We start from the raw sequence: 24,981 nt of genomic DNA, 5'->3' as shown, positions 1-24,981 counted from the left end.
CTAAACCTTCTCAATTATGCTGCGACGATCGAGCGTTTGTGCTTAATGAAATAATCAAACTCATGATAAAAATGTTTAACAAAACTTTGAACAGGCCATGCCGCTGCCTCTCCAAGAGCACAAATAGTACGTCCTTCAATTTTGTCAGCAACATTAGCCAGCTTTTCAATATCACCAGGCTCTCCATGCCCGTGGCGTATGCGATGAATGAGTCTTACGAGCCAACCGGTACCTTCGCGGCAAGGAGTACACTGGCCACAGGATTCATCCATATAAAATTCGGAAATACGGTAAAGCGCATCGACCATACAGGTCGTTTCATCCATAACAATCACAGCACCAGATCCCAGGCCTGAACCTGCTTTCTGAATACTGTCGTAGTCCATATCAAGTTCCATCATTACATCTCCTGGCAATACCTTCATCGAGGTTCCACCAGGAATTACCGCTTTAATTTTTCGGTTCTGGGTAACTCCACCGGCCAGCTCAAGCAGGGTTTTAAAAGGAGTTCCCAAAGGGATTTCAAAATTTCCAGGACGATTAACGTGACCGCTAACGCTAAAGCATTTCGTCCCGCCATTATTTGGTTTACCAAGCTTTAAAAACCATTCGCCGCCTTTCTCCAGGATTACTGGTACAGACGCAAAGGTTTCTGTGTTATTAATTGTTGTTGGCTTTCCATATAAGCCGTAGTTCGCTGGAAATGGCGGCTTGAAGCGAGGCATGCCCTTCTTACCTTCAAGTGAGTTTAATAATGCCGTTTCCTCACCACAGATATAGGCTCCTGCCCCCAGGTGATTATAAAGGTCAAAATCCACGCCGCTATTCAATATATTTTTACCGAGTAAACCAGCCTCATAGGCTTCATGCAAGGCATGGTCAGTTCGTTCAAATGGCAGCCAGAACTCTCCCCGGATATAGTTATAACCAACCGTTGCACCCATGACATAACCAGCAATAGCCATGCCTTCAATGAGCTGATGTGGATTTCTGCTAAGAATTTCACGGTCTTTGCAGGTACCTGGCTCGCCTTCATCCGAATTGCACACGACGTACTTTTGCACCGGGGCATTGCGGTTCATGAAACTCCATTTGAGTCCTGTAGGAAATCCTGCGCCGCCTCTTCCACGTAAAGCCGATGTTTTTAATTCTTCAATGATCTGCTGAGGAGGTATTTTTTCAGCCAGAATTCTTCGCCATACACTATAGCCGCCAATGCTTTCATAAGCCTTCAGCGTCCAAGGTTTATCTAAATGAAATGTACGGTAACAGACTAGATTTTGCTCAACCATGACAACTACCTCTATCTTTCATTGGTATTGTTCCAAAATTTGATCAATTTTTTCAGTAGTCAGGTCTTCGTGATAATTTTTTCCAATTTGCATCATCGGTGCATTCACACAAGCCCCAAGGCATTCAACTGAACGTAAAGTAAAGCGTTTATCCTCTGTCGTAGATCCCAGTTTAATCCCTAATCTGGATTCCAGGTAATCTACTACTTCAGCGGAACCACGCAATTTGCATGAGATATTGGTGCATACATTAATGAGATGTTTCCCTAATGGCTTATGCTCATACATGGAATAAAAGGTTGCCACCTCATAGACTGCAATCGCTGGCATATCGAGATATTCAGCCACTGCATCCATTAGCTCAGGCGTTAGGAATTGATGTTCTTCCTGAACAATCCGCAAGGCACTCATCACAGCTGATTGTTTTTGGTCAGCAGGATACTTTTTTATCCAATGGTCAATTTCATCAATTCGTTTTGATGTAACCAGTTGACATAACAACTTACCTGAATTTTCAGACATACTAACTAGCCTTAACTATATTTCAAAGAGTAACACCTCTTCAGTGAAGATAGTGTAAACTCAAGATTGCTATCGATCAATTTCGCCAAAAACGATATCCTGGCTTGCCAAAATGGCAACGCCGTCTGCAAGCATGTGTCCTCTGACCATTTCATCATAGCTGGCCAAATGAGCAAAACCTGGCGCTCTGATTTTTAGTCGATAGGGTTTATTTGCTCCATCGGAAACCAGATAGATGCCAAACTCTCCCTTGGGCGCTTCTACAGCGGAGTAGACTTCGCCTGCCGGCAGGCAAAAGCCCTCTGTGAATAGTTTAAAATGGTGGATTAATGCTTCCATGTCATGTTTCATCACTGCCCTGCGTGGCGGAGTCACCTTATAATCATGAACACGAACAGGACCAGGGTTTGCTTTTAACCATTCAATACACTGTCTGACAATTCGATTGGACTGACGAAGTTCTTCAACTCTTACCAGATATCGATCATAACAGTCACCTGTTTTTCCAACGGGAATGTCAAACTCCATCTTGTCATATGCAGCATAAGGCTGTTTCTTTCTTAAATCCCAGGCAACACCGGAGGCACGCAGCATAGGCCCGGTAAAACCCCATTGCAACGCCTGCTCAGCACTAAACCGTCCTATATCGACTGTGCGCTGCTTCCAGATGCGATTATCGGTAAGAAGGGTTTCATATTCATCAACGCATTTAGGGAAGCGCTCAGTAAAACTCCATAGAAAATCCAGGAGACTGCCTTCTCTATTGCTGTTCATCTTTTCTACTTCTCGCTCGTTGTGCCAGCGTGAAGGTTTGTATTTAGGCATGCTTTCTGGCAAGTCTCTGGCTACGCCGCCTGGACGATAGTATTTGGCATGCATTCGGGCGCCGGAAACAGCTTCATAGCAGTCAAACAAGTCTTCGCGTTCACGGAAGCAATAGAGGAAAACAGTCATTGCTCCAATATCAAGAGCCACCGCACCCAGCCATAATAAATGGTTCAGTATGCGAGTTACCTCATCAAACATTGTACGGATATATTGTGCGCGAATGGGTACTTCAATACCGAGCAGCTTTTCAATGGCCATTACATAGGCATGTTCATTGCACATCATGGAAACATAATCCAGACGATCCATATAACCTATGTTTTGCAGGTAAGGCTTGGTCTCGGCTAGCTTTTCAGTTGCTCTATGCAGCAATCCTATATGCGGATCGGCTCTGACAATTGTTTCCCCCTCCAGTTCCATTACCAGACGCAGCACACCGTGCGCTGCAGGATGTTGGGGACCAAAATTCAGAGTATAGTTCTTTAGCTCAATCATGGTGGCTCATCCCCGGAGTGTCAATGTATCGATTATCATCGCGTATTACTTTAGGTATGATAACACGTGGTTCAACATCCACGGGCTCATAAATAACCTTTTCCAAATGCGCATCATAGCGCATTTCAACGTGACCACTCACCGGGAAGTCTTTTCTGAAGGGATGGCCAATGAAACCATAGTCGGTAAGAATTCGTCGTAAATCCGGATGATTCTCAAACAGAATACCGTATAAATCATAGGTTTCTCTTTCGAACCAGTTGGCGGACTTCCATAGATCATGTACTGAAGGGATGATCAAGTGGCTTTCTTCCAGGAATACCTTCACTCGAAGCCGCTGATTATGAATTGTAGACAGAAGATGATAGACAACTGCAAAACGTGGCCTTTCCCAAACACCAATCCGCTCTTCCTGTGGCTCAACTGCTCTGGAGAAACCTTTCTCAGTAGCTGCCTCAGTTTCCCAGTCAAAACGTCCATAATCGAGATAGTCAACACCGCAAACATCAATTAGCTCATCAAATGCAAATTCTTCATAATTGCGTAATTGAGTAAGCGCTTTGCGAATGTGGGCTGCCTGGCATTCTATCGTTACTTCATCGTAGGCAAGAGTAACAGACTCTGTCATACCTTTCAGTTCATTTTCAATGAGTTCAACCAAGCGGGTTAATTTTGTCATTTTGCTATCTACCTGCCCTTAAGCTTCAATGATTGTTTTATGTCTTATCTTATTCTGCAGCTGGATAATCCCATAGAGAAGCGCTTCTGCAGTTGGAGGGCAGCCAGGAACATAGATATCTACTGGAACTATACGGTCACAACCGCGGACAACAGAATAGGAATAATGATAATAGCCTCCACCATTGGCACAGGATCCCATTGAGATCACCCAGCGCGGCTCAGGCATCTGATCGTAGACCTTGCGCAATGCAGGGGCCATTTTGTTACATAAAGTACCCGCAACAATCATTACATCCGATTGACGAGGGCTTGGTCTGAAAATGATACCGAAGCGGTCCAGATCGTAACGGGCAGCTCCCACATGCATCATTTCTACGGCACAACAGGCCAGTCCAAAGGTCATTGGCCACATTGAACCGCTTCGCGCCCAACCTAACAATTTATCGACACTGGTTGTAATGAAACCACTTTTTTGCAATTCTGCAGCAGCCATATATAAGCCTCTGAAAAGTATGGAAATAATAAGAAACAAAACGTTCTGTTCTATATTGAACGAATATTGTTATTATTCCTAACCAAGATTCAAGATTTGTATGCCCTGCGGGAATACTATTCCCATTCTAGCGCCCCACGTTTCCACTCATAAATAAATCCAATGACCAGAAGTCCCAGAAAAATTGCCATTGAGAGAAAACCAAACCAGCCTATCTTGCGCAACACTAAAGCCCAGGGGAAGAAAAACGCGGTTTCCAAATCAAAGATAATAAATAGTATAGCAACTAGATAAAATCTTACATCAAAAGGGATATGAGAGCTTTCAAAGGCATCAAAGCCGCACTCATAGGGAGAGTTCTTAGCTGAGTCTGGATTGCTTTTTGATAGCAGCGAACCCGCAGTTATCATTGCGATACCTAGAATCAAGCCAATAATTATAAAAACAAATATCGGTAAATATTGTGATAGCATCATTTAAATCGCTTGGATAAATGGTGCCGAAGGCCGGACTCGAACCGGCACGGCTTACGCCACCGCCCCCTCAAGACGGCGTGTCTACCAATTCCACCACTTCGGCATTGTTAGTTTATTGTTTTTCGTTTTTACTGCTATCAACCGGCACGGGAACTTTGTTTTCCTGCACACTGGTCTGCTGAGGTATTACTTGTTGCCCTGCTTTTTGATATTGCATTGAAACAATATATGACAGAGTCAAACTGGTTATAAAAAATGTTATAGCCAGACCGCCAGTAAACCTGAACAGGAAACCGCCAGTACCTTGACTACCAAACACTGTATTCGATGCGCCAGAGCCAAATGCTGCACCTATATCGGCTCCTTTGCCATGCTGGATTAATACTAATCCGATCAGAGCAATTGCAACAAGTACATGAATCATTAAAATTAATTGATACATTTAACAATTTCCACAAACTGTTGTGCATTAAGCGATGCACCACCTGCCAAAACGCCATCCACATCAGACATGCTGAATAGTGATGCTGCGTTCTTGTCATTAACACTTCCGCCATAGGCAATGGTTACCATTGACGCGGCATCTTTATCGTATTCTGCCACTAACTCTCTGATAAACTGGTGAACTTCCTGTACCTCTTCGGGTAAAGGTGGGACACCTGTTCCTATAGCCCAAACTGGCTCATATGCAATTACGCAATTTTTAAAACAATGTTCTTTGTCGGCGACTGCTCGTATTTGCCTGGCAACTACTTGCTCTGTAAGACCATCTTCTCGTTCGCTTAAGGTCTCGCCCACACAAAGAATCGGTATCATATCATGATCTTTTACATGGTGGAATTTTTCTGCAACAAATTTTTCACTTTCCGAAAAAAATCTTCGTCGCTCCGAATGCCCTACCATTGCATATCGGCAGTTGTACTCTTTTACCATAGCAGCTGAAACTTCACCCGTATAGGCCCCAGAGTCCTTTGGATACACATTCTGGGCTCCCAAATGAACCGGGCTGGATTTTAGAATCTCGCTTACCAGGGGTAAATGCAGCATTGATGGCATCAATACGCAATCAACTGTCAAATCTTTTGGCAACCCATGCAAAATAGCCTGAAGAAGAGATCTGATTTGATCAATTTGACCATTCATCTTCCAATTGCCAGCTACTATTTTTTTTCGCATGCGAACCTCGAATCTAATTTTGCGACTATACCTTAGACAAAGCACTTAATCAAAACATTTCATCTATATTTTCTTTATTCTCTCATGATCAGTTTAATTTCCTCGCAGCTATTGAAGTCCTTCCGGCTATTTTTTCAAAAGTACTGGCTATTATTGCCAATTTTCATTAAATTTGTTCTAATTCTTCTCATCTTACGTACTTTGTTCAGGGAGGACAGGTTATGAAGAATCGAATTATTGATCTTGCCCGGCGGCTTTCCATGCTGGAGCATCCGATTAATGTTCTGGAACTAGGAAAACTGCTTCACTCCTGCCAGGATTTATTTTCAAAACCATTGGCAATTGATTCTGAGATAGAAGTCCAATGGCAGATAATCACAAACATTTATAAATTCTATCTTAAAGTCAACGAGCTTAAGACAAGGGAGTTAAATCGTCAGCTGCTGGCCCAGCAAGTCAAAGAATTATATCACCAAAAATTATCATTGGAGCCCAGGTTAAACTCTCTGCTCAAAGAAGAGGCAGACGTTCGAAAGAGAATTGATGCCCACTCCCCTGAGCTTCTGAAAGCCTGTGAAGGCTCTCCCTCGTCTGCTTTGCCCCGGGCAAACGATGGCGACGAACCGATTATCCGCCAGTTTTTTATTTCCACACGGGACGAATATCAGCGCCTTTTACTTCAAAATCATCAGGTTATTGTTGGTGAGAAGCTTCTCCTTAGGGATGAGGCAATTCAAAAGCTTAATGCACTTAATGTTATTTTCACAACTTCCACCACGATTAAACATGCATCGCTTTTTGCCGCTAATTCTTTAAGTGACTCCAAACGCTTGCATGCTATTCTTCAGCAGTTATCATCAAGCAAAACGCAACTTATTGACACCGTTTCAAAAAATGGCCTTGTTGCTGAGATTCAGGATTTGCAAAAGAAGATTCTGTTTTTGGAAGATACCGTAACTGCCATTGGCAGGCAGATAAATGAAAGCAAGCTTGTTAATACCAGGGAACTTGATGATCTTTATTCTGCAACCTCAAATATAGAAGATTTACTAAAGGATAGACAAAGCAGAGTTTCTTATCTTAATTCCTATTGGCCCAGCGCTTTGGCTTTTTATTTGGCCAATCCTGAGGACCATAATGAGGAGCTGACTCGCGAACAGAGCGAGCTTGAGTACCTTGAACTTCTTCATGATAAGGACAATGCAGCTTACCAATTGGCGCAACTGAGTGAAATACTGGATGATACCAAAAAGCTTTTATCAGATAATTCGCGCGAGTGGGTTGATAACCCTAAGCATCACCTCTCATCTGATGCAATCAATCTAATCATTAATGCAATCCAGGGTTTTATTCCCGGCTTCATTGCCAGAGAACCTGTTTCAAGCGTGTCACTATTAATTGAGTTAGACAAAATTCTTCCGGAATTAGAGCGAGCCTGCAGTAGACATTCCCAAATTATTGCTTTGCTTCCCCAGTTTATAGAGGCAAAAAAAGAACTCAGCAGCCTGGAAGCTAGCCATGTATTTAGTGGCCTCCCTGAAGATTTTGTTCCACCGGCACGCGAATTGGCAGTCTTGAAAGAAGAATCGGCAGGACGGCAGAATGAACTCATTCGATTAGCGCAGTTATCAAGTAAATGCCAGAATTTACTTGCGGAGTTTGGTCTTCTCAGGCAGATGAGTCAACAGATAGAAGGAATCAGGACAGTTCAAACCAATACTTTAGATAAATTAGCGCAGCTTGAAAATGAACTGTTAAGGCTTGATCAACATCCGATTGATCCTCAAGAACTGGATACACATATTGCCAGCTTATCGCTTGAGCTAAAATTGTTACAAACTACGATAAAGCCTCATGAACTCAGTACAAAACCACAGGAAACTCTTGATGCTGCATTGACGAATGCTCGCATGCGACGTGCGAGTACAATGGATTTACACTTGGGTAAATTGCAATACTGGAACAGCAAAATTATCGTCAAACTTCAGCAATTGCCCGCTGATTTGAATAGTTGGTATGTTAAGCTGTTCATGTGTTTGCAGCAGCAGCATGTCAATGAAGCGACCAAACGGCAAATGTATCAGTTACTGAAAGACATTCTTTTTGAGATGAACGAACCGCCTCCATCCGCTCCTTACAGTTTACTTTATAAATATAAATCCTTATGTGAAAATCCTAGCGAACAGTGGTCTGTTCTACTTAGTTTCAAACCTCCTGTTGAACCAAACTTGCAGGAAAAAGGGAAATTTCATCCCATTTTGCAATCACAACTGGATAGTTTATTAAATAGAAAATATTCTCGTGAAGCCAAACTCTGTGCTGATCTGGCGCACCAACTGCAAAAACAGCCTGCTCAAAATGCTAACACTAGTGTACAGTTGATCAGAAACTACCTTTCTGATCCACGCTATCAAAGCCTTTATGAGCACCGTGGATTCTGGATCCTTTCACAATGGGCTGCAAAAGTGAGTACTGCTTTATGGAATTGCTTCTCGGAAAATAAATCTTCTTTTTATCAAAGTGTTTTTTATAAGTCCACCTCCACAGTACATTCCCTGCAGGAGGATTTTGAGTTGGCTAACACTCTGGCAAGACAATAACGCCTTTTATATGCCTTGGGTACTGCGGTAAAGCCGCAGTACTTAGGCGAAGATAAATCCGCGGTATGCAGGAGAGAAGATCAGCGCAGACCCTGCTCGATAGTGACGATATTATCTCGAAGTTGCTCTGCCTGTACAAGAACTTCATCCTGATCCAATCCCTCTACCATCACCCGCAGTAATGGTTCAGTACCGGAGGGGCGCAATAAAACGCGGCCGTCATTGCCTAGCTTTTCAGACAAGGCACGCACAGATGCCTGGACTCTCTGATCTTCAAGTAATTCCGTTGCGTGTTCTGTCTTGATATTGATTAGGGTCTGGGGTAGCAGGGTTATCCCCTCGGTAAGTTCTGAGAGAGATTTGCCCTGCTTAACCATACAGGCAAGAACTTGCAGAGCAGCAATTATACCGTCGCCAGTCGTAGTTTTATCCAGACAAACGATATGACCGGAAGATTCTCCACCAATTCGCCAATCTTTCTCTTTTAAGGTTTCCAAAACATAACGATCCCCAACTTTGGTCCTTAAAAATGGGATGTTCAGATTCGAAATCGCTTTTTCTAATCCGTAGTTACTCATTAAAGTTCCGACTACGCCACCATGAAGAATGCCCCGTTGAAACCTGTCTTTGGTAATAATATATAATACCTGATCTCCGTTGATGATATTTCCCCTGGAATCAATGAGGATGAGACGATCGCCGTCTCCATCGAGAGCGATACCTATATCAGCCTCTGTTTTCAGGACCCATTGGCGTAACATTTCCGGCGAGGTGGAACCACAGTTCTGATTAATATTAAATCCATCCGGATTATCGGCAATTGCAGTCACCTGCGCACCAAGTTCCGTGAATACATTCGGTGCAACATGATATGTCGCACCGTTTGCGCAATCGACGACAATTTTTAAGCCAGACAGTCTGGTTAAGGAAGGAATAGTCGATTTGCAAAATTCAATATAACGTCCAGGCGCATCACTAATCCGTTTTGCTTTACCAAGTTTTACAGAACTAACTGTGGTGAGCGGCTTTTCCAATTCTCTCTCTATCGCCAGTTCCATCGCATCCGGTAATTTACTTCCATCAGCTGCGAAAAATTTAATCCCGTTATCTTCAAATAGATTATGTGAGGCACTGATAACAATTCCGGCATTCGCACGTAAAGTCTGGGTCAAATAAGCCACAGCAGGAGTAGGCATCGGCCCCACCAGGCTGATGTCCACACCAGCAGCAGCCAGTCCGGCTTCCAATGCGGATTCCAGCATATAACCGGAAATTCTGGTATCTTTACCAATCAATACATGTTTTCGATGGCCATTCGCCAAAACACGCCCTACGGCCCAACCAAGCTTTAACATAAATTCTGGATTTACATTTGATAAACCAACCTGCCCACGGATACCGTCCGTTCCAAAATATTTTCGTTGATCCATCTTTAAGTCCTCAATTTGTTAGTATCGCCACAGGATTTATGGATAGCCTGCATCATAGTTATTACCTGTTTTGTTTCTGCTACATCGTGTGTCCTGATAATGCCTAAACCCTGTTCTATAGCGACTGCAGATAAAACCAGGCTTCCAATTAGTCGTTCATCGACATTCTTATTTAAAACTTTGCCAATAGTGGTTTTTCGGGATACACCTAAAAGTACAGGTCGCTGGTGTATCCGAAAACGGCTTAATTGTTTAGTTATCTGTAAATTATGTTCCACTTTTTTACCAAAACCGAAGCCCGGATCGACAATCATTCGTTCTGGTTTTATTCCTGCTGAGATGCAGGCTTGTATACGTTTTGCCAGAAATTCATTAATTTCATCGACTACATCCTGATTGTAATGTGGATTGACTTGCATGGTCATGGGTGTGCCTTGCATATGCATCAGACAAACCGGAGTGTCTGTTGATGCCACAAACGCCAGGGCTGATTCATCCTGCAGGGCATTAATGTCATTAATCAAGCCCGCCCCTGCACGTATAGCCTCTTTCATAACCCCGGTTTTGGTAGTATCGATAGAAATACAGATATCGCTCTCGTTGCGAAGTGCTTCGATAAGCGGTATCACACGACTCAGCTCCTCCTGTTCGCTTATAGCTATCGCACCGGGTCTGACAGATTCACCACCAATATCAATAATGTCTGCCCCGTCATCTATTAGCTGAAGGGCATGCGAAAGTGCTTTAGGCAAATCATTATATTGACCGCCGTCTGAAAAGGAATCAGGTGTCACATTCACAATCCCCATCACCAGTGCCTGGAAAACAGGATCAATGGAGGCGGGATGATTTTCACACCAGAATTTGAATTGCTGATTGTTCAATTTAGTCCTGAATATTTGAATGCCTGGAGAATAAACCAAGTAGGCTTCCAATAGCGACTACCATTGGAAGCTTTGTTACGCTAATGTCCTTCAGCTGGATGATCAACCTGCTTGCCATTGATTTTTTGATCCAGAGAGGGCGACGCATTGGGATCCGGTTTTTGACCAGTCCAATCCTCAGGAGGAGACGGCTCATGACCTGCCATAATTTCTGCTATCTGATTGGAATCAATTGTTTCAAACTTAATTAAAGCGTCCGCCATCAAATGCAATTTATCAAGGTTAGCTGTGAGAATCTCTTTAGCACGTTGATAATTTCTATCAATAATCTGTCGAACTTCCTCATCGATCTGATGAGCAGTGTTATCAGACATCTCTTTACGTTGTGACATACTGCGTCCGAGGAACACTTCGCCTTCTTCTTCGCCAAACGTAAGCGGACCTAAAGCAGAAAGCCCCCAGCTGGTGACCATCTTGCGGCTGATTTCGGTAGCACGCATAATGTCGTTTGAAGCACCAGTGGTTACACTGTCAGCGCCAAAAATCAACTCTTCTGCGATTCGTCCACCAAATAAACTGGATAACTGGCTCTCGAGACGCCGCTTGCTATGGCTATAACGATCTTGTTCGGGAAGGAACATAGTCACTCCCAATGCTCTTCCGCGCGGAATAATGGTCACCTTATAAACAGGATCATGCTCAGGAACCAACAGACCAACAATGGCATGACCTGCTTCATGATAAGCGGTGAGCTTCTTCTCGTTCTCATCCATTACCATTGAACGGCGCTCAGCACCCATCATAATTTTGTCTTTGGCTTTATCGAGCTCCAGTATGCCTACTTTGCGTTTATTGGAGCGTGCGGCGAACAAAGCAGCCTCATTAACCAGATTTGCCAGATCAGCTCCAGAAAAACCTGGAGTTCCCCGAGCGATAGGTAAAATATCTACCGTTTTTTCAATCGGGACTTTTTGCAGATGAACTTTCAAAATTTGCTCGCGCCCACGAATATCGGGTAAAGGAACCACAACCTGGCGATCAAATCGACCAGGTCTTAGCAGTGCAGGATCCAGAACGTCAGGCCTATTGGTCGCAGAAACAATAATAACCCCTTCATTTCCTTCAAAGCCGTCCATCTCAACCAACAGCTGGTTTAATGTCTGTTCGCGCTCGTCATGGCCGCCGCCAAGGCCGGCTCCGCGATGCCGTCCCACGGCATCAATTTCATCAATAAAAATAATACAGGGGGCATGCTTTTTGGCTTGCTCAAACATATCTCTAACCCGGGAAGCCCCTACCCCGACAAACATTTCAACAAAATCAGAACCCGAAATTGTGAAGAATGGAACTTTTGCTTCACCCGCCACCGCTTTGGCCAGCAGGGTTTTACCAGTTCCAGGAGGGCCCACCAGCAGCACACCGCGGGGAATACGTCCACCCAGATTCTGGAATTTGCTTGGATCACGAAGGAAATCAACCAGTTCTTTCACTTCTTCCTTGGCTTCGTCGACACCGGCGACATCAGCAAAAGTCACTTTAACCTGATCTTCACCGAGCAGGCGTGCGCGTGAACGGCCAAAAGACATGGCCCCGCGGCCTCCGCCCCCTTGCATCTGGCGCATGAAAAATATCCATACACCTATTAAAAGCAGCATGGGGAACCAGTTAATGAAAATATGCAGCAGGAAGCTTTCCTGTTGTTTCTCCTGACCGCTAATATCTACTTTATTTTTCAGTAACTGACCTAGTAAAGCATTATCCGTCATGGGCATATACGTAACGAAGCGGCGGTTATTTTTGGTAACCCCTTTAATAATCTTGTTGTCTTCAATCGTAACCGCATTGACTGCGCCCTGGTCAATTTCTGTTAGAAATTGGCTGTAAGAGATTTTCTCAGCCGCAGCATGTCGAGGACCAAAATTACTGAATACAGAGACCAGCACAATGGCAATAACAAGCCACAGAAATAAATTTTTTACCATGTCGTTCAAAGCATTTACCTCTATTAAGGGCGTATCTTTAGTTCCAGTTAAGGCAGCGGCAAAACCTCTGTCATCCTGCCTGATATGTAAGAACTATTCTACGACGTCAGAACGATTAACTTACTATAAATTATAGTCCTTAGCCAGCAAATAGGTCTCACGAGATCGTGATCGCGAAGCCGCTGGTTTTCGGATTGCTACTTTTCCAAATTTTTGTCTTATTTGCTTTACCAGTTCATCAAAGCCTTCTCCATGAAACACTTTCATAAGCATAGCGCCCTTTGGCTTGAGCATTTTATCAGCAAAATCGAATGCCAGTTCAGCCAGATACATGGCCTTGGGAATATCAATCGCATAGCTTCCACTCATATTTGGGGCCATATCGGATAAAAGCAAGTCCACACTCCGCTCCGGGATTAAAGCGAGTAATTGCTGCAGAACCTCATCTTCTCGAAAATCGCCTTGAATAAAAGTAACATCGGCCAGGTGATCCATTGGTAATATGTCCAGCGCAATAATGTTGCCTTTACCGTTTAATTTCTGACTAATATATTGGGTCCAGCCGCCGGGTGCAGCTCCAAGATCAACCACAGTCATCCCGGACCGCAATAAATGCTCTCGCTCGTCAACTTCTTTCAATTTATATACAGCACGGCTACGATAACCTTCTGCTTGCGCTTTTTTGACATAGAAATCGTCAAAATGCTCTTGTAACCAACGCTTACTACTTTTGGAACGAGGCATAAACTTATTTTTTAAACATAGAATGCTTCATGATACTCAAAATTCCTATTTTTTCCCAGTGAAACGTGCAATAATCTGAAGTTTTTTTAATCAGGATCCACAATGGACACCGCATTCAGGCAATCTTTAAAAGCAAAGGCACATCATTTGAAGCCGGTTATTCAAATCGGGGCAAAAGGCTTAACGCAGGCAGTTATCGATGAAACAAATGTTGCCTTGCAGGCGCATGAGTTAATCAAAGTCAAAATCTATGGCGTTGAAAAAGAAGACCGTCAGCCGATGTTCACGGAAATTTGCGAAACTCTCCATGCTGAACTGGTCCAGCTGATTGGAAATATTGCGGTAATTTACCGGCCAAGAGAAGACTAAACCTATTCTGTTCCTTCCCAAATAAACAACAGCCTCTGGCGAGGCTGCATGATTAGCTCAATTTAACTTAAAAATCTCTCCACAGAATTAATATTCCAGAAAATCGATCAGGTTTACTCATGATTATCTTGCAAATGAGAATGATTATCATTTATATTTATTCTAATAGTTAACTTGCAGAGACAGTTATGGCCCTCGCTTACGGTGATTATCACGGCTTAACGCATCAATTACGCTTTCTTCTGTTTGAAATGGGGATTGCCTGCTCACACCAGCAGGTAGAAACGGCCATTTCCAGAGCGCAAAGTGTATGCCTTCAGCAACTGCGTCAAATGGCTGCGTCAGAAAATCTGGCTTCAGACATTCTGAGTCATGAGGCGCATGATTTTGTAGTACAGCTTAAAGAAAGTCAGCTACAGAAAAACCCTCAGAGTTATTTCTTCCAGTGGCCCAAACTGCTTGCTGAGGTGGATCATTTTATCGCTAACAAGGCAATGATGCTTCTTTATGAACAACGCTGGCAGAAGGAGTTAAGTTGTGAAATGGGAAGTGCCTCCAGTTTCTGGTCCTGGCTTTTGAAAATAGGTAATGCGCATGATTTATTGTTATTTCTTGCACAATGGGCCGCGCCCTATGACTTGTTAGAACCTGAGCAATTTATTCCTGACGCATTTAAAAGACGTGAGGTATTGCAGTATGCGCCGCAATTCAATTCCCGGATAAGTCTGCACTGGTGTGCTTTACATCACAGCCAAACCATTACAATGGAGAAACAGGCTTCTCTCACTTATCAAAGAGAAATACAGACCTGCTTCCCTGATGAATATAAACGCTGGCAAGATAAATTATATATGATGCAGCGGAACGCGTCAGATTACCTGCCTGTTCCTGTCCATCCCTGGCAATGGCGAAATCTGATTCAATCCAGGTTTAGCCATTTAATCGATCAGAATGATTTATTACTTATTCCCCATCATCAGCAGGTAAAACCACTAATGTCTCTTTCCTGCATGGCTCCTGTGAAACGAGGTACAGCCGAATTGCAGTTACCTTTGTCAGACCGCCCGGCCTCCTCTTATTCAAATGACAGGACTTTACAGGCAGTGCTTGCTCAGGTGAATCAATTTGAGGAAGGTGTATTTGTCACAGACTGTATGTCTGAAGAAGAATTATTTCGAAAAGAGCTTCATCTACTCAAGCCAATGCTATTTCAATCCCCCCTGGATTTCTTAAAAAAACATCAAATGGCCGTTCCATTTTATGCTTTGCTTAATCGCTGCCCGGGAAGCGGTTCAAAGTTAATCAGTGAAATAGTGGCTGGCAGTTCGCTCTCGCCCATCGCTTTTTTTGAACAGTATAGTCAGAAGTTCCTCACGACTTTCATCAGATTATTGGTTGAACAGGGAACTATTCTGCTATTTGCGTCCGCAGACCTTCTGCTTATCCTTGATAACCATATCCCCAAGGGAATTATTTTTAAAAGAGTTCAGCGTCAAACAATAGCCGAGACCCCGGAGGGTTCAGAGATGATACAGCAGTTTATCAGCACCATTTTTTTAAATCATTTGCAGTTATTGATTAAAGCCTTTTCCCATGATTATCAGCTTAATCCTGCAGTTTTCTGGAAAATTATCAAAAAGAAGCTGCTCGAAATCCTGCCGGGAACCACCGAGGCCTTTCCGGGATTAAAGCTTAGGGTTCATACCCATTTGTTCTCTGTTAAATGGCTTATAAAGAAACGCCTGAGTTTAAACTTATTACCAGCTCCAGTGAATGAATGTATTTATTACAGTGTTCCGAATCCACTGCTTGACTAAACTGTCTCAGCAGGTGACAGCAGCTATGGTATTGTATACACTTGTCAGAGAGCCTGGTCTCCCAAATCATACAGGAGCATTTTGAAATAGCGTGTCACATCCGATTCTGAGACATATACCCAACGTGCTAACCCTCGGTCGCCTGGTGTTAATTCTGCCTTTTTTATGGCATCTATACGTCGGTGAATTCGTGGAGGCTTTTTATATTTTTATGCTAGCCGGTCTTACTGACGGGCTGGACGGCTGGCTTGCGCGTCATTATAACTGGTCAACGCCATTAGGTTCGTTTATTGATCCACTGGCCGATAAATTACTGGTTGCCTCCAGTTTTATCTCACTGGCTTTATTGGAAAGTCTGCCCTGGTGGCTGGTTATTTTGGTTTTTTTAAGAGATTTGACTATTTCCTTTGGTGTATTAGCCTGGTATCTGCTCATAAGTAAGCCGATTAATTTTGAACCCACACGGCTTAGCAAATTCAATACCGGCCTGCAATTGCTGCTGGTTACTCTTTGCCTGTTTCAACTGGCCTTTTTTGAGTTTTCACCCTATGTTCTTTTCAGTTTGATTCTGCTTACCGCCGTTACTACAGCGGCAACATATATTGATTATGTGTGGACCTGGGGACGGAAAGCCCTGTCAATTAGCCAAACCAGTCAATGAGCCGTCAGTTAGTATTTGAAATTCAACAGAACTATGATGCCAAGCTCTCGGAGTTTTTCTGGGGTACTAATCGCTTGCTGGAACTTCAAATTCAAACTCTTTTTACAAATAAAACCGAGCCCTATCTGTTTATCTGGGGAGAACCCGGAAGCGGGAAATCCCATCTGCTGCAAGCCTGCTGCCAAATGGCCAGCAGCCGGAATCTTAGCGCCGCCTATCTTCCATTAAGCCTTTTAAAAGCCTGGGGGCCAGGCTGTCTTGAGGGAATGGAACAGCAGCAGTTAATTGCAATTGACGATATAAATGAAATTGCCAATGACAGTATCTGGGAAGAAGCTATATTCCATTTATTTAATAAAATTCGCGACAATGAGTCTTGTCTTCTCATTTCAAGTCAAGCGTCTCCCGCTGCTTCAGCTATCAGCCTGCCCGATCTGCGCTCCCGTCTGGCCTGGGGAGTAGCTTATCATTTGGAAGAGCTGAATGATGATTTGAAAATAAAGATTTTGCAACAGGGCGCTGAGAAAAAAGGATTCCAGCTTAAAGACAGTGTAGCCTTGTTTTTAATTAAACGATGTACAAGAAATTTACATGATTTGCTGAATATCCTTGACCAGCTGGATATCGCCTCACTTGCAGCCCAACGAAAAATCACCATTCCTTTCGTAAAAGAAACTCTGGGAATTTGAAATAGTTTTCTCCCTGTAAACATTCTTTAGTTGACTTTTTGCAATTCTTCTTATAAGTCTATAAGTAACTGATTTCAGAGAAAAATAATGATTGAATCTATAATATCCAGAACAGATATTATTTTGCTTCCAAGTGAAAAAGATAAGCTGGCAGGGCTTATCAAATTGCTTGAAAATTTTACCGCCCGCCATTATCAGCTTTCAAGCCCGGAGCAATTCAGGAATGAGGTCTTAGGCGTTGAGAAGCCGGGGGCACTTGCTCTTTATTACGATCAATTTAATCACCTGACCGGATTCACACGCGTATGCCGTCAGGTGATTTACCCTAAAAGTAAGCCGGTTATTGCTTACTGGGGAGGCACTTACTACAATCAGCGTGTCAATCCAGGATTTGTAGCAGCCAAATTTGGCCTCGCTCATGCAATGAAAGATAAATTAGCCCATCCGGAAGAGGAATTTATTTATTTTGCACATACAAACACACCATCCCGATATCAATTCTTAAATAGCTTCAACCACAATATTTATCCCAAACCCGATACACGCACCCCGGACTATGTATTGGAAAGAGCGGATTGTCTCATTAATGACAACAACTGGATTCCTCATTCAGAACATTCAATGGTCATTAAAAACCATGTGGCCTTAACCAATGGCATTGACCCTCATTTTGATGACAGGAATCCTTTTCATAACTATTATGTGTCTATTAATCCCAACTATCATTTGGGTAATTCCTTATTGGTTTATCTTCCTTTGAATCTGGCAACCATTGGAATGGGTATAAAGCAGGTAGTATCTACGCCTTCCCTGTTATAGAAATATTATATACATTGAAGTTCCTGGCTTACGGGGGCCTCAAGCTTGAGTGTGGAAGATGCCTGCGGCTCCTGATTGCTGAAAAAACTGCTGTTTGAAAGTGTGCGCGTAATACGATTGATGCGTATTGGCATCCTGACATCGCTGTTGAGTAAGGGCTCTTCTCTTTTTTCCAGCGTCAATAACTTTTTCATAAGCCGGCCCTCCAGCTTTTCAAGCTGTGCTTTTTGCTGGCTTACAGCCTCCTCATCGCAGAGCAAATTAATCACCTCTTCATCGAGCCCCAGTTGCCTGCCCACCAGCTCTTCTATCTCGGGTTTCGTTGAATACCAATAGCAAACTAATGCGCATGCTCCCACAAGGATACTCGTCAGCAGAACAGGCCAGAAAGTGGGACTGACTGAGGCAAGCACCCAGCCTGCAATAAACATGGAAACCGTTTGGCCGGCACAGAATGCACCACTGAACACTGTAATAGCCTGAAGGCTAACCGCGAGTAGTTTTAGTGCTTTGCTGGCAGTGCTCGACCGCCTGGCTCGTAGAATGGCTCTTGCTTCATCCAATTCCGCGAATTTTAATTGCAACACCTGTGAAAGCGTCAGATAGTCCTGTAACACGCAGAGATTTTCGGTTTCGTCATAGATTTCAGCAAGTTTTGCCTGAATCGCATGAATTAATTTCACTTGTTTTGCATACACACTCGTCAGCTGAGGAACCTGTCGCATTTTGATCCCGAACTCTTTCGCCAGAGCGCTTAAATCGAGCCCATAAAATAATAAAATGGATATGGCGGAGAAAACCAGGCTGGCCACAAATACGGCTGCAGTAGGGATTGAGAATAAACCCAGGACATTACTGATTCCGTCAAAGCCTTCGCAAATAAAATAAAGCGTTCCGCTAACGAAAAGTAAAATAAATTTAAACTTTGCCCATTTACTTTTTTTTACCTTCTCCCTGACTTCAGTATGCAGGATCTGGTAAATGTCCTTCAATAGCGCAGCCTGCACTTGCTCAAGAATAAGCTGCTGCTTTTTATCCGCCACAGGATTGCTTTTTAACCAGGGAAGAAGCAGGGATAATGGTAGTTTTTCTTCAGCAAATTCCTGGGGGAAATAATTTACCCCCTGGTTTACCTCATTCATTTGCTGAATGTAACGGCGTGTTTTATCACTTAATTTAACCAGATTTACCATCTTTTCCCTTTTGGTAATGGTACAGCCTGGGATAGCCCTCCACTGATATGGAAGGCGTTACGCAGTTAACAACTTTACTGGTTAACTGAAAATACTGAACTGACTCCCTCTGCTTTAAGGGCAGGATCATACATGGCTTCAGCCAAAACAGGGGGTACTGTAAACTGTCCAATATTGACTGCCTTAATCCGGTAGCTAATTTCTTTAACCTCAGCCCCGAGACTGCCAAAAAAGATAACCCGATCTTCACGAATATCAGCATACTCCATATTATCTGTTTTTACTGAGTCACGAACCACTTCAAATCCACCCGGCAACAAGTCGACAATGGCGATATTATTAATGTAACGATTATCGAGTGTCCGTAATTGAATATGAACTTCAACTTCCGAACCCAAGGCTACAGAGCTTATCGTATTGCCCTCATCATCACGGTATTCTCTCAATACCTCCATTCCCTGTGTCAGAGGTTTATCAACCTTGTTTCTATCAAAACCTGCCTGGATCAGTTGATAGAAGTAACTTATTTTATTGGGATTGTCGATAGTAACAGAGGTTGTCTTATCATTAATATCAACCTTTTGATACGCTTTATCCATGGGCTCCAAAGAAGTTTGCTGACCACCGATGACCGCCATGATGGATAATCCCTGGGTTTGTGCCGGAGGCAAGCTTTGAGCATAGGCATTTAAAGCCAGACTGGTATAGCCCGAAAGTACAGTATTTATTTCATTCGCATTAATTGATTCAACCAAAGGCATAATTAAGCGATCCCCGACTGATGACAATAACTGCGGGAAATGGCGGGCAACCAGATACAGGTACTGTGCGTCGGCAATACTGCTGTCATAGAAAGCACCCATCTCGTTTGACTGATTATTCACTTTGAATTGTTTGATTAAGCGCTCAGCTTCGCTGAAGTTTTTCAGTAATTGATACGTCGAGGCAAGGTAGGCACCGGTAATATCCTGCTGCCAATTATTATTTTTGTCCTGCTCCAGACTTAACTGAAGGTTGGTCAGATAATTGGTAGTGATAATCTCATTTCTGGTTAATACATAAATGGCATAGGCCTGAATGCGTCCCTGATAGAGATCAGTATATTTTCGCTCAGCCAGCTCTTTTAAGTAGTTAATCCCATAATAAATAATGTCGTTAGAAACATTATAGCCCTGCTCGCGGGCCTCGGTTAGAAAATGCATGGCATACACTGAGGCAAAATCATTATTGCTATTGTCACCGAGCCCAGGCCAATAACTGAATCCGCCATTGGTCATCTGACGTTGGCCCAAGGTTTGAATAGTCTCAACAATCCGTTGTTTAGCCTGTTGGCTGTCATTATCAAATTGCGGCTGATTACCCATCGCCAGAAGAGGCCAGGCCTTACTGGTGATTTGTTCTGTACAGCCATAGGGATAATTTTCCAGATAGCGTTGCAAACCTGCCACTAAAATGAGTGGACTGCTCGATACAGCAGCCTGTACCTGGCGATACTCTGGATAAAGCGCCCGGTCGAGCGGCAGACTCATCGATTTTGATGCCTCCCGTCCGCTTTTTACTGTCGTCATATAACTACTGGCAGGACGAACACTTAAACTGGCATTCATCTTACTCAATTTATCACCGAGGCTGGCGGTAAAGCTCAAATCCGCATTACCGAGTTCGGCTTTGGCTTTCACATGGAAACGCAGCGTTTTTTCCTTTCCTTCATCAATCTCAATCGTTTCCTTGTCATTGCCTATAATTTCCAATGCAAAAGAAGCTGACATCTGTACATTAACTTTCGCAGCAGCTCCCGAATTTTTCACATTATTGGCAACACTGGCCGTCACATCAAACTCATCCCCCGGGGCTACAAAATTGGGAACATTCGGGTTAATGATAAAATTACCTTTCACCTTAATCTGCTTTTCAGCAGACCCCAAATCATTGTCGCCAACGGCTACAGCCATGATGCGCAAGCTGCCATTAAAATAATCTGGAACCTCGTAAGTGACTTGCCGTGCGGTGGTGTCAGTTGGCAAAAGACCAGACCAGAAAACCACTGGTAAATCAGTTTTACGTTTGAAGGGATTTAAATGACTGGCTAATAGTTCTTCCCCGTCGTCGCCCCCTACCGCGGACAATTCGCGCTCGCGAATATATTTTGGCAAAATCTGATCGACAGTCTGCTGGGTGAATACCTGCAGTGCGTATTTCTGGAAGAAGAATGCCAGAGGATCAGGCGTCACATAACGGCTAACCTGCAGAATACCTTCATCAACAGCAAAGACAATGATCTTCCCGGGTTTATCGCTTTGATATTCAATGTTTAAAGGCATCCCCGGCTTTGCTTCTTCCTCCGCTTTCAACGCAATATGAATTGCGCGATTATCATGATTTACACTAAAAGGCATCACGCTGTAGCTTAAAGGACTGATAAATATTTCAGGAGAATCCCAATTGCGCACAAAAGCCACATTTACATAGCCATTGCCCTGGAAATCCGCCGGAATCCGAATTTTCTGAATCGAGCTGGAGCTGTCTGTTTTAAACCATTGGCTGGCATAAACCTTATCCCGTTCAATAGTAATTAAGCCAGAACCCGTGTAGGGCGCTGTAATCTGCAGCTCGATATCTTCACCGACATTATATTCTTCTTTATTCAACTTGACCGACAATTCCGCATTTTTAGCCAGAGGAAGCTGACTATTACCCACTACACTGTATTTCAATTGGCTTAATTCAGTATTGTTTTTGTCGAGCACCTTGATTGCAAAATCACCGATTTGCTGGGTGGGCAAATCGTAAGCACTGCTTTGCTCGTCCACTTTAAACGGCTTGGTTTCAAGTACTGTTGACTGAATAATAGACTGGTACTTATAGCTGCCATTGGGATTTTTTACCAGTGTGACTACCGGTCGCAAGGAAATCCACTGGAGTTTCAGCCCATCAATCGCCAGCTGCTTTAACTGCGGGTCCACCGCAATAAAATTAACACTGCGTTTATCATTCTGTTTAATGTATGAGAGATCCCCATCCGGTTTATAACCAATGAAATAACTCAGAGGACTCACCAGCACCGAACTTTGAGTATTTACACTACGGCCGCCCTGTGCCTCGAAACCTTCCGCAAAAAAGGTGAGCTGGTAGGTGGCTTTATCGAAGCGATTCAGATTAAGAGCCAGATCGGCTTCACCTTTATCATTAGTCCGGGTTTCTGGCAAATCCTCGGTAAACACCTTTGCCGGCTTCGATGGATCAAGCAAGGGGTCAATAAAGATATACTCAGGGTATTTCGTAAATTGCACACGCTGAGGCGATAGCAGTATTCGCGCACTGATTTTGCGATCCGCTGCCGGCGCGCCATAGAGATTCCACAGGCTAACCTGAGCAGTTAAATTATCCGGAGAAACCCATCCTTCCGTTGGCTTCTGCGAGAAAGAAGAGGTGATTCGCATCCGATCCGGTTGAAACTCAGCTACTCGAATGCTGGTGCTGCCTAACAGGCTTTGTGGGTTATTGTCTTTAATAACATATAAGTTCACCTGATATTGTCCGGTTGGAGACGTTGCCGTAGTCGGAAAATCCAGTGTCAGATAACCGGTGTTATCAAGCGTTAGTTTTTTATCTAAAACCGTAGTGCCGCGCGGATCGGTTATAAGTACTTCCAATGGCAGGCCAGCCGGTTGTGAAAAGGCGTAAGCCTGTTTGATAATCATGCCAAAATGAGCCTCATCACCAGGCCGATAAATTCCGCGGTCCGAAAACAGATAAGCACTTAGACTGTGTAGATCCTGATTGTTAACGTAAAGACCGCCTACATCAAAGCGCGAGAAATTGAGCTGACGGCTGGCATTATTATAAGGAATAAACGACACATCACTGCCAAGGCTCGCCAGATAAACCGTAGGTTCGCGTTCATCCACATAATCACTTAGCACAGGAAAACTCGCCTGTCCCTGTTCATTGGTCATGCGGGTCAGCAAAGGCAGACCATTTTTTCCAAGAATGGAAACACTCGCATTCGCGACTGGAGCACCCTGAGCAATCGATTGAACAAATACCTCATGACTACCGTCATTATTATCTTTTGCCAATAATCCAAGGTCAGTCATTAATACTAAACGGCTGGTTTTAACATCCAGGGGCTGTTTCTGCTGAACATCCCAACCGGTCGCCTGCAATAGAAACAAACCCTGAGGTCCGCCCGTATTGGCTTGTGCGGATAAATACTTCCCTAGATCGAGTGCGGTATAATTTTGCTTAGTCAGATCAGAGGTATCAAACTGCTGAATCTCTGAAAAGATTTCACTGATATTTTGCTGATTAAAACTTTGATTAATAAAATAGGGATTATTAAAATCGCCCTGAGTCTGAGTGACCAGCTGATTCACATTGTCAGGCAAGACTCTGGCAATTTCAAATTTAACCGCTGGCACGCCGCGGACCACGACCGAAAGCATTTTCTCGCCCGCCAAGGCCAGTAAAGCCCCTTTATGGAGAAAACTAATTTCCTTCGGGAGTTCAGGCACTTTGATAATGGCAGTATAATCCGTCGATAAATCAAAATCGCCAAAGCCTTTCAGGCCTTTATCAAGTTTTAAGTAGAGATATTGCGGGGTATTGCTGCTAAAGCGATAGCTGTGCAAGCTCGAATAATTCCTGTCCGCTGGTAAAGCCTGTAATGAAAGAGGTTTGGATAGTGCAAGAATAGCCGAGTTTACTTCCCCGGGATTTTGCCAGTCATAGTCAGACTTTTCAGGCTCAGAAGCAGTTGCCGGGTAGTTTTTTGGTAATAAATATACATGAAGCGCCTTATTGATAGCGGCCTCAGTCACTCCCAGGCTGGTTTCCACATTTAAAATCTGCTCGGGTCTGTCTCTTTCATTACGAATAATGGATGCGTCCGCGGAACTTACCTTAAAATAATTGCTGGCATCGGGAATCAACAGGTTCTTGCTGATACTTTCTCCCGTTTTGCCAGAGCCGCTTTCTGCCTCAACACCCTTGGGGATAATCAAGTCCACATAGCGAGACACCTTGGGCAGTGACAATGGTTCCGAACGGAGGTAGGCAATTCGTTTGTACTTGTCATAGCTCACTGTAAATTTAAAATGTTTTGCATCAAGATCTAATTGATTGTTCTTAATTTTTTGCAAAATGAGTGTGGTTTTCTCTTCAAAACTGTTGCTGTCCACTGGAAAATTGAAATTGACAGTGGCGACAATCTGCCTGTTTTTGGCATCAAGTGGATCCTGATAAAAGCCAAGTTCAGCAATTTTTGCCTCGAAAGGTTTGGTGGAAAACTGATAGCGCAGCTTTTCCATTTGGACATTGGCGGCAAAAACCTCTTTATTGAAACGAACTTCATAGGTTTGCCCTGCAGGCCAATCTTTTTCAGGGGTAAATATCAAACGACTGTCGTTATCCCATGCCCATTCACCCGGCATGTCTGGAACCAATTCAATTCCTTCGGTCACTTCTTTACCAATGAGTTTCAGCGGTGCCACCGATTGAGACACCAGTTCATCTCTCTGAATACCAAAATTAATGATCAAATCATTGGGAACTAAATCCTCTTCCAGAGGCGTGATATCAGGCGAGGCAATCACCGCCGTGACCAATTCTGGCTGAGGTAAATTTTTATACCAGATATAGCCGTAGATGCTGCTGGCTGCCAGCAGAAGAACAGCGACTGTGCTTCCCCAGAAAAGGCCTGGTTTTGAAATTGCCTGCTGCCTGACACCTTTTATCCAGGGTGGGCTGCTCCAATGGACTCGACCGAATAACAGGGAAAAAAACGCACCGATAGCTAGGAATGGTTTCAAAATAGATTTTTTGTTCATGG

At 43.6% G+C, this 24,981-nt stretch carries 20 protein-coding genes and 1 tRNA gene; 6 read left to right on the top strand and 15 right to left on the bottom strand.

The genetic code is table 11. From position 1 onward, the window contains the following. Positions 1 to 14: 14 nt before the first annotated feature. The 9 genes from nuoF to tpiA form a co-directional block, all read right to left on the bottom strand. A complete protein-coding gene (nuoF, locus tag LXA66_RS09680) occupies positions 15 to 1,292 on the bottom strand; it encodes an NADH-quinone oxidoreductase subunit NuoF (protein WP_058507237.1) in 1,278 nt (425 codons plus the stop codon). An 18-nt stretch (positions 1,293 to 1,310) separates the two neighbouring features. Further along, positions 1,311 to 1,814 carry an NADH-quinone oxidoreductase subunit NuoE gene (gene nuoE, locus LXA66_RS09675; RefSeq protein WP_112219323.1) on the bottom strand — a complete coding sequence of 168 codons (504 nt, stop codon included), beginning with the start codon at positions 1,812 to 1,814 and terminating at the stop codon, positions 1,311 to 1,313. 69 nt (positions 1,815 to 1,883) lie between these two features. Further along, a complete protein-coding gene (locus tag LXA66_RS09670; RefSeq protein ID WP_058507235.1) occupies positions 1,884 to 3,137 on the bottom strand; it encodes an NADH-quinone oxidoreductase subunit D in 1,254 nt (417 codons plus the stop codon). Continuing rightward, positions 3,130 to 3,816 (bottom strand): NADH-quinone oxidoreductase subunit C, encoded by a 687-nt coding sequence (locus LXA66_RS09665; protein ID WP_233012979.1) that lies wholly within the window; start codon positions 3,814 to 3,816, stop codon positions 3,130 to 3,132. The genes LXA66_RS09670 and LXA66_RS09665 overlap by 8 nt, the downstream gene beginning before the upstream one ends. Positions 3,817 to 3,834: 18 nt before the next feature. Next, positions 3,835 to 4,311, bottom strand: a complete 477-nt coding sequence (locus tag LXA66_RS09660; RefSeq protein WP_058507233.1) for an NADH-quinone oxidoreductase subunit B family protein — start codon at positions 4,309 to 4,311, stop codon at positions 3,835 to 3,837. Positions 4,312 to 4,427: 116 nt separating this feature from the next. After that, a complete protein-coding gene (ndhC, locus tag LXA66_RS09655; RefSeq protein WP_058507325.1) occupies positions 4,428 to 4,784 on the bottom strand; it encodes an NADH-quinone oxidoreductase subunit A in 357 nt (118 codons plus the stop codon). A 21-nt stretch (positions 4,785 to 4,805) separates the two neighbouring features. Beyond that, a tRNA-Leu gene (locus LXA66_RS09650) sits at positions 4,806 to 4,890 on the bottom strand. A gap of 9 nt (positions 4,891 to 4,899) precedes the next feature. Next, complete coding sequence (gene secG, locus LXA66_RS09645; RefSeq protein WP_112219326.1) at positions 4,900 to 5,229, bottom strand: preprotein translocase subunit SecG; 330 nt, start codon at positions 5,227 to 5,229, stop codon at positions 4,900 to 4,902. After that, the gene (gene tpiA / locus LXA66_RS09640; RefSeq protein ID WP_233012978.1) at positions 5,217 to 5,963 is read right to left on the bottom strand and encodes a triose-phosphate isomerase; all 747 of its coding nucleotides are present in this window, start codon (positions 5,961 to 5,963) and stop codon (positions 5,217 to 5,219) included. Before tpiA ends, secG begins: the two co-directional genes overlap by 13 nt. A gap of 221 nt (positions 5,964 to 6,184) precedes the next feature. Between tpiA and LXA66_RS09635 the strand changes: the two genes are divergently transcribed. After that, entirely contained in the window at positions 6,185 to 8,563 is a 2,379-nt protein-coding gene (locus tag LXA66_RS09635) for a hypothetical protein (protein WP_233012977.1), read from the top strand. An 80-nt stretch (positions 8,564 to 8,643) separates the two neighbouring features. Here the strand turns inward: LXA66_RS09635 and glmM are convergent, their stop codons facing one another. The 4 genes from glmM to rlmE form a co-directional block, all read right to left on the bottom strand. Further along, complete coding sequence (glmM, locus tag LXA66_RS09630; RefSeq protein WP_233012976.1) at positions 8,644 to 9,993, bottom strand: phosphoglucosamine mutase; 1,350 nt, start codon at positions 9,991 to 9,993, stop codon at positions 8,644 to 8,646. Between the two features lie 2 nt (positions 9,994 to 9,995). Beyond that, entirely contained in the window at positions 9,996 to 10,877 is an 882-nt protein-coding gene (gene folP, locus LXA66_RS09625) for a dihydropteroate synthase (RefSeq protein WP_233012975.1), read from the bottom strand. A gap of 80 nt (positions 10,878 to 10,957) precedes the next feature. Beyond that, positions 10,958 to 12,859 carry an ATP-dependent zinc metalloprotease FtsH gene (gene ftsH / locus LXA66_RS09620; protein WP_233012974.1) on the bottom strand — a complete coding sequence of 634 codons (1,902 nt, stop codon included), beginning with the start codon at positions 12,857 to 12,859 and terminating at the stop codon, positions 10,958 to 10,960. Positions 12,860 to 12,982: 123 nt separating this feature from the next. Then, a complete protein-coding gene (rlmE, locus tag LXA66_RS09615) occupies positions 12,983 to 13,603 on the bottom strand; it encodes a 23S rRNA (uridine(2552)-2'-O)-methyltransferase RlmE (RefSeq protein WP_058507227.1) in 621 nt (206 codons plus the stop codon). Positions 13,604 to 13,705: 102 nt separating this feature from the next. Here rlmE and yhbY point away from each other — a divergent pair, with 102 nt between their 5' ends. The 5 genes from yhbY (at position 13,706) to LXA66_RS09590 (ending at position 17,958) form a co-directional block, all read left to right on the top strand. Next, positions 13,706 to 13,972, top strand: a complete 267-nt coding sequence (gene yhbY / locus LXA66_RS09610) for a ribosome assembly RNA-binding protein YhbY (RefSeq protein WP_233012973.1) — start codon at positions 13,706 to 13,708, stop codon at positions 13,970 to 13,972. A 188-nt stretch (positions 13,973 to 14,160) separates the two neighbouring features. Next, positions 14,161 to 15,789, top strand: a complete 1,629-nt coding sequence (locus LXA66_RS09605) for an IucA/IucC family protein (RefSeq protein ID WP_233012972.1) — start codon at positions 14,161 to 14,163, stop codon at positions 15,787 to 15,789. 91 nt (positions 15,790 to 15,880) lie between these two features. Continuing rightward, positions 15,881 to 16,450: a CDP-alcohol phosphatidyltransferase family protein gene (locus LXA66_RS09600; RefSeq protein ID WP_233012971.1), complete on the top strand. Its 570-nt coding sequence runs from the start codon at positions 15,881 to 15,883 to the stop codon at positions 16,448 to 16,450. Then, positions 16,447 to 17,139, top strand: a complete 693-nt coding sequence (gene hda / locus LXA66_RS09595; protein ID WP_112219333.1) for a DnaA regulatory inactivator Hda — start codon at positions 16,447 to 16,449, stop codon at positions 17,137 to 17,139. The genes LXA66_RS09600 and hda overlap by 4 nt, the downstream gene beginning before the upstream one ends. Positions 17,140 to 17,226: 87 nt before the next feature. After that, complete coding sequence (locus LXA66_RS09590; protein ID WP_112219334.1) at positions 17,227 to 17,958, top strand: hypothetical protein; 732 nt, start codon at positions 17,227 to 17,229, stop codon at positions 17,956 to 17,958. 5 nt (positions 17,959 to 17,963) lie between these two features. Here the strand turns inward: LXA66_RS09590 and LXA66_RS09585 are convergent, their stop codons facing one another. Then, positions 17,964 to 19,151 carry a hypothetical protein gene (locus tag LXA66_RS09585; protein WP_233012970.1) on the bottom strand — a complete coding sequence of 396 codons (1,188 nt, stop codon included), beginning with the start codon at positions 19,149 to 19,151 and terminating at the stop codon, positions 17,964 to 17,966. A gap of 74 nt (positions 19,152 to 19,225) precedes the next feature. Further along, entirely contained in the window at positions 19,226 to 24,979 is a 5,754-nt protein-coding gene (locus LXA66_RS09580; RefSeq protein WP_233012969.1) for an alpha-2-macroglobulin, read from the bottom strand. Between the last annotated feature and the right edge of the window lie 2 nt (positions 24,980 to 24,981).

The sequence above is a fragment of the Legionella sp. 16cNR16C genome, from assembly GCF_021297775.1.
Lineage (GTDB): Bacteria > Pseudomonadota > Gammaproteobacteria > Legionellales > Legionellaceae > Legionella_C > Legionella_C quinlivanii_A.
The sequence above is the reverse complement of the archived record's forward strand: the minus strand, read 5'-3'. Positions and strand labels throughout refer to the sequence as shown.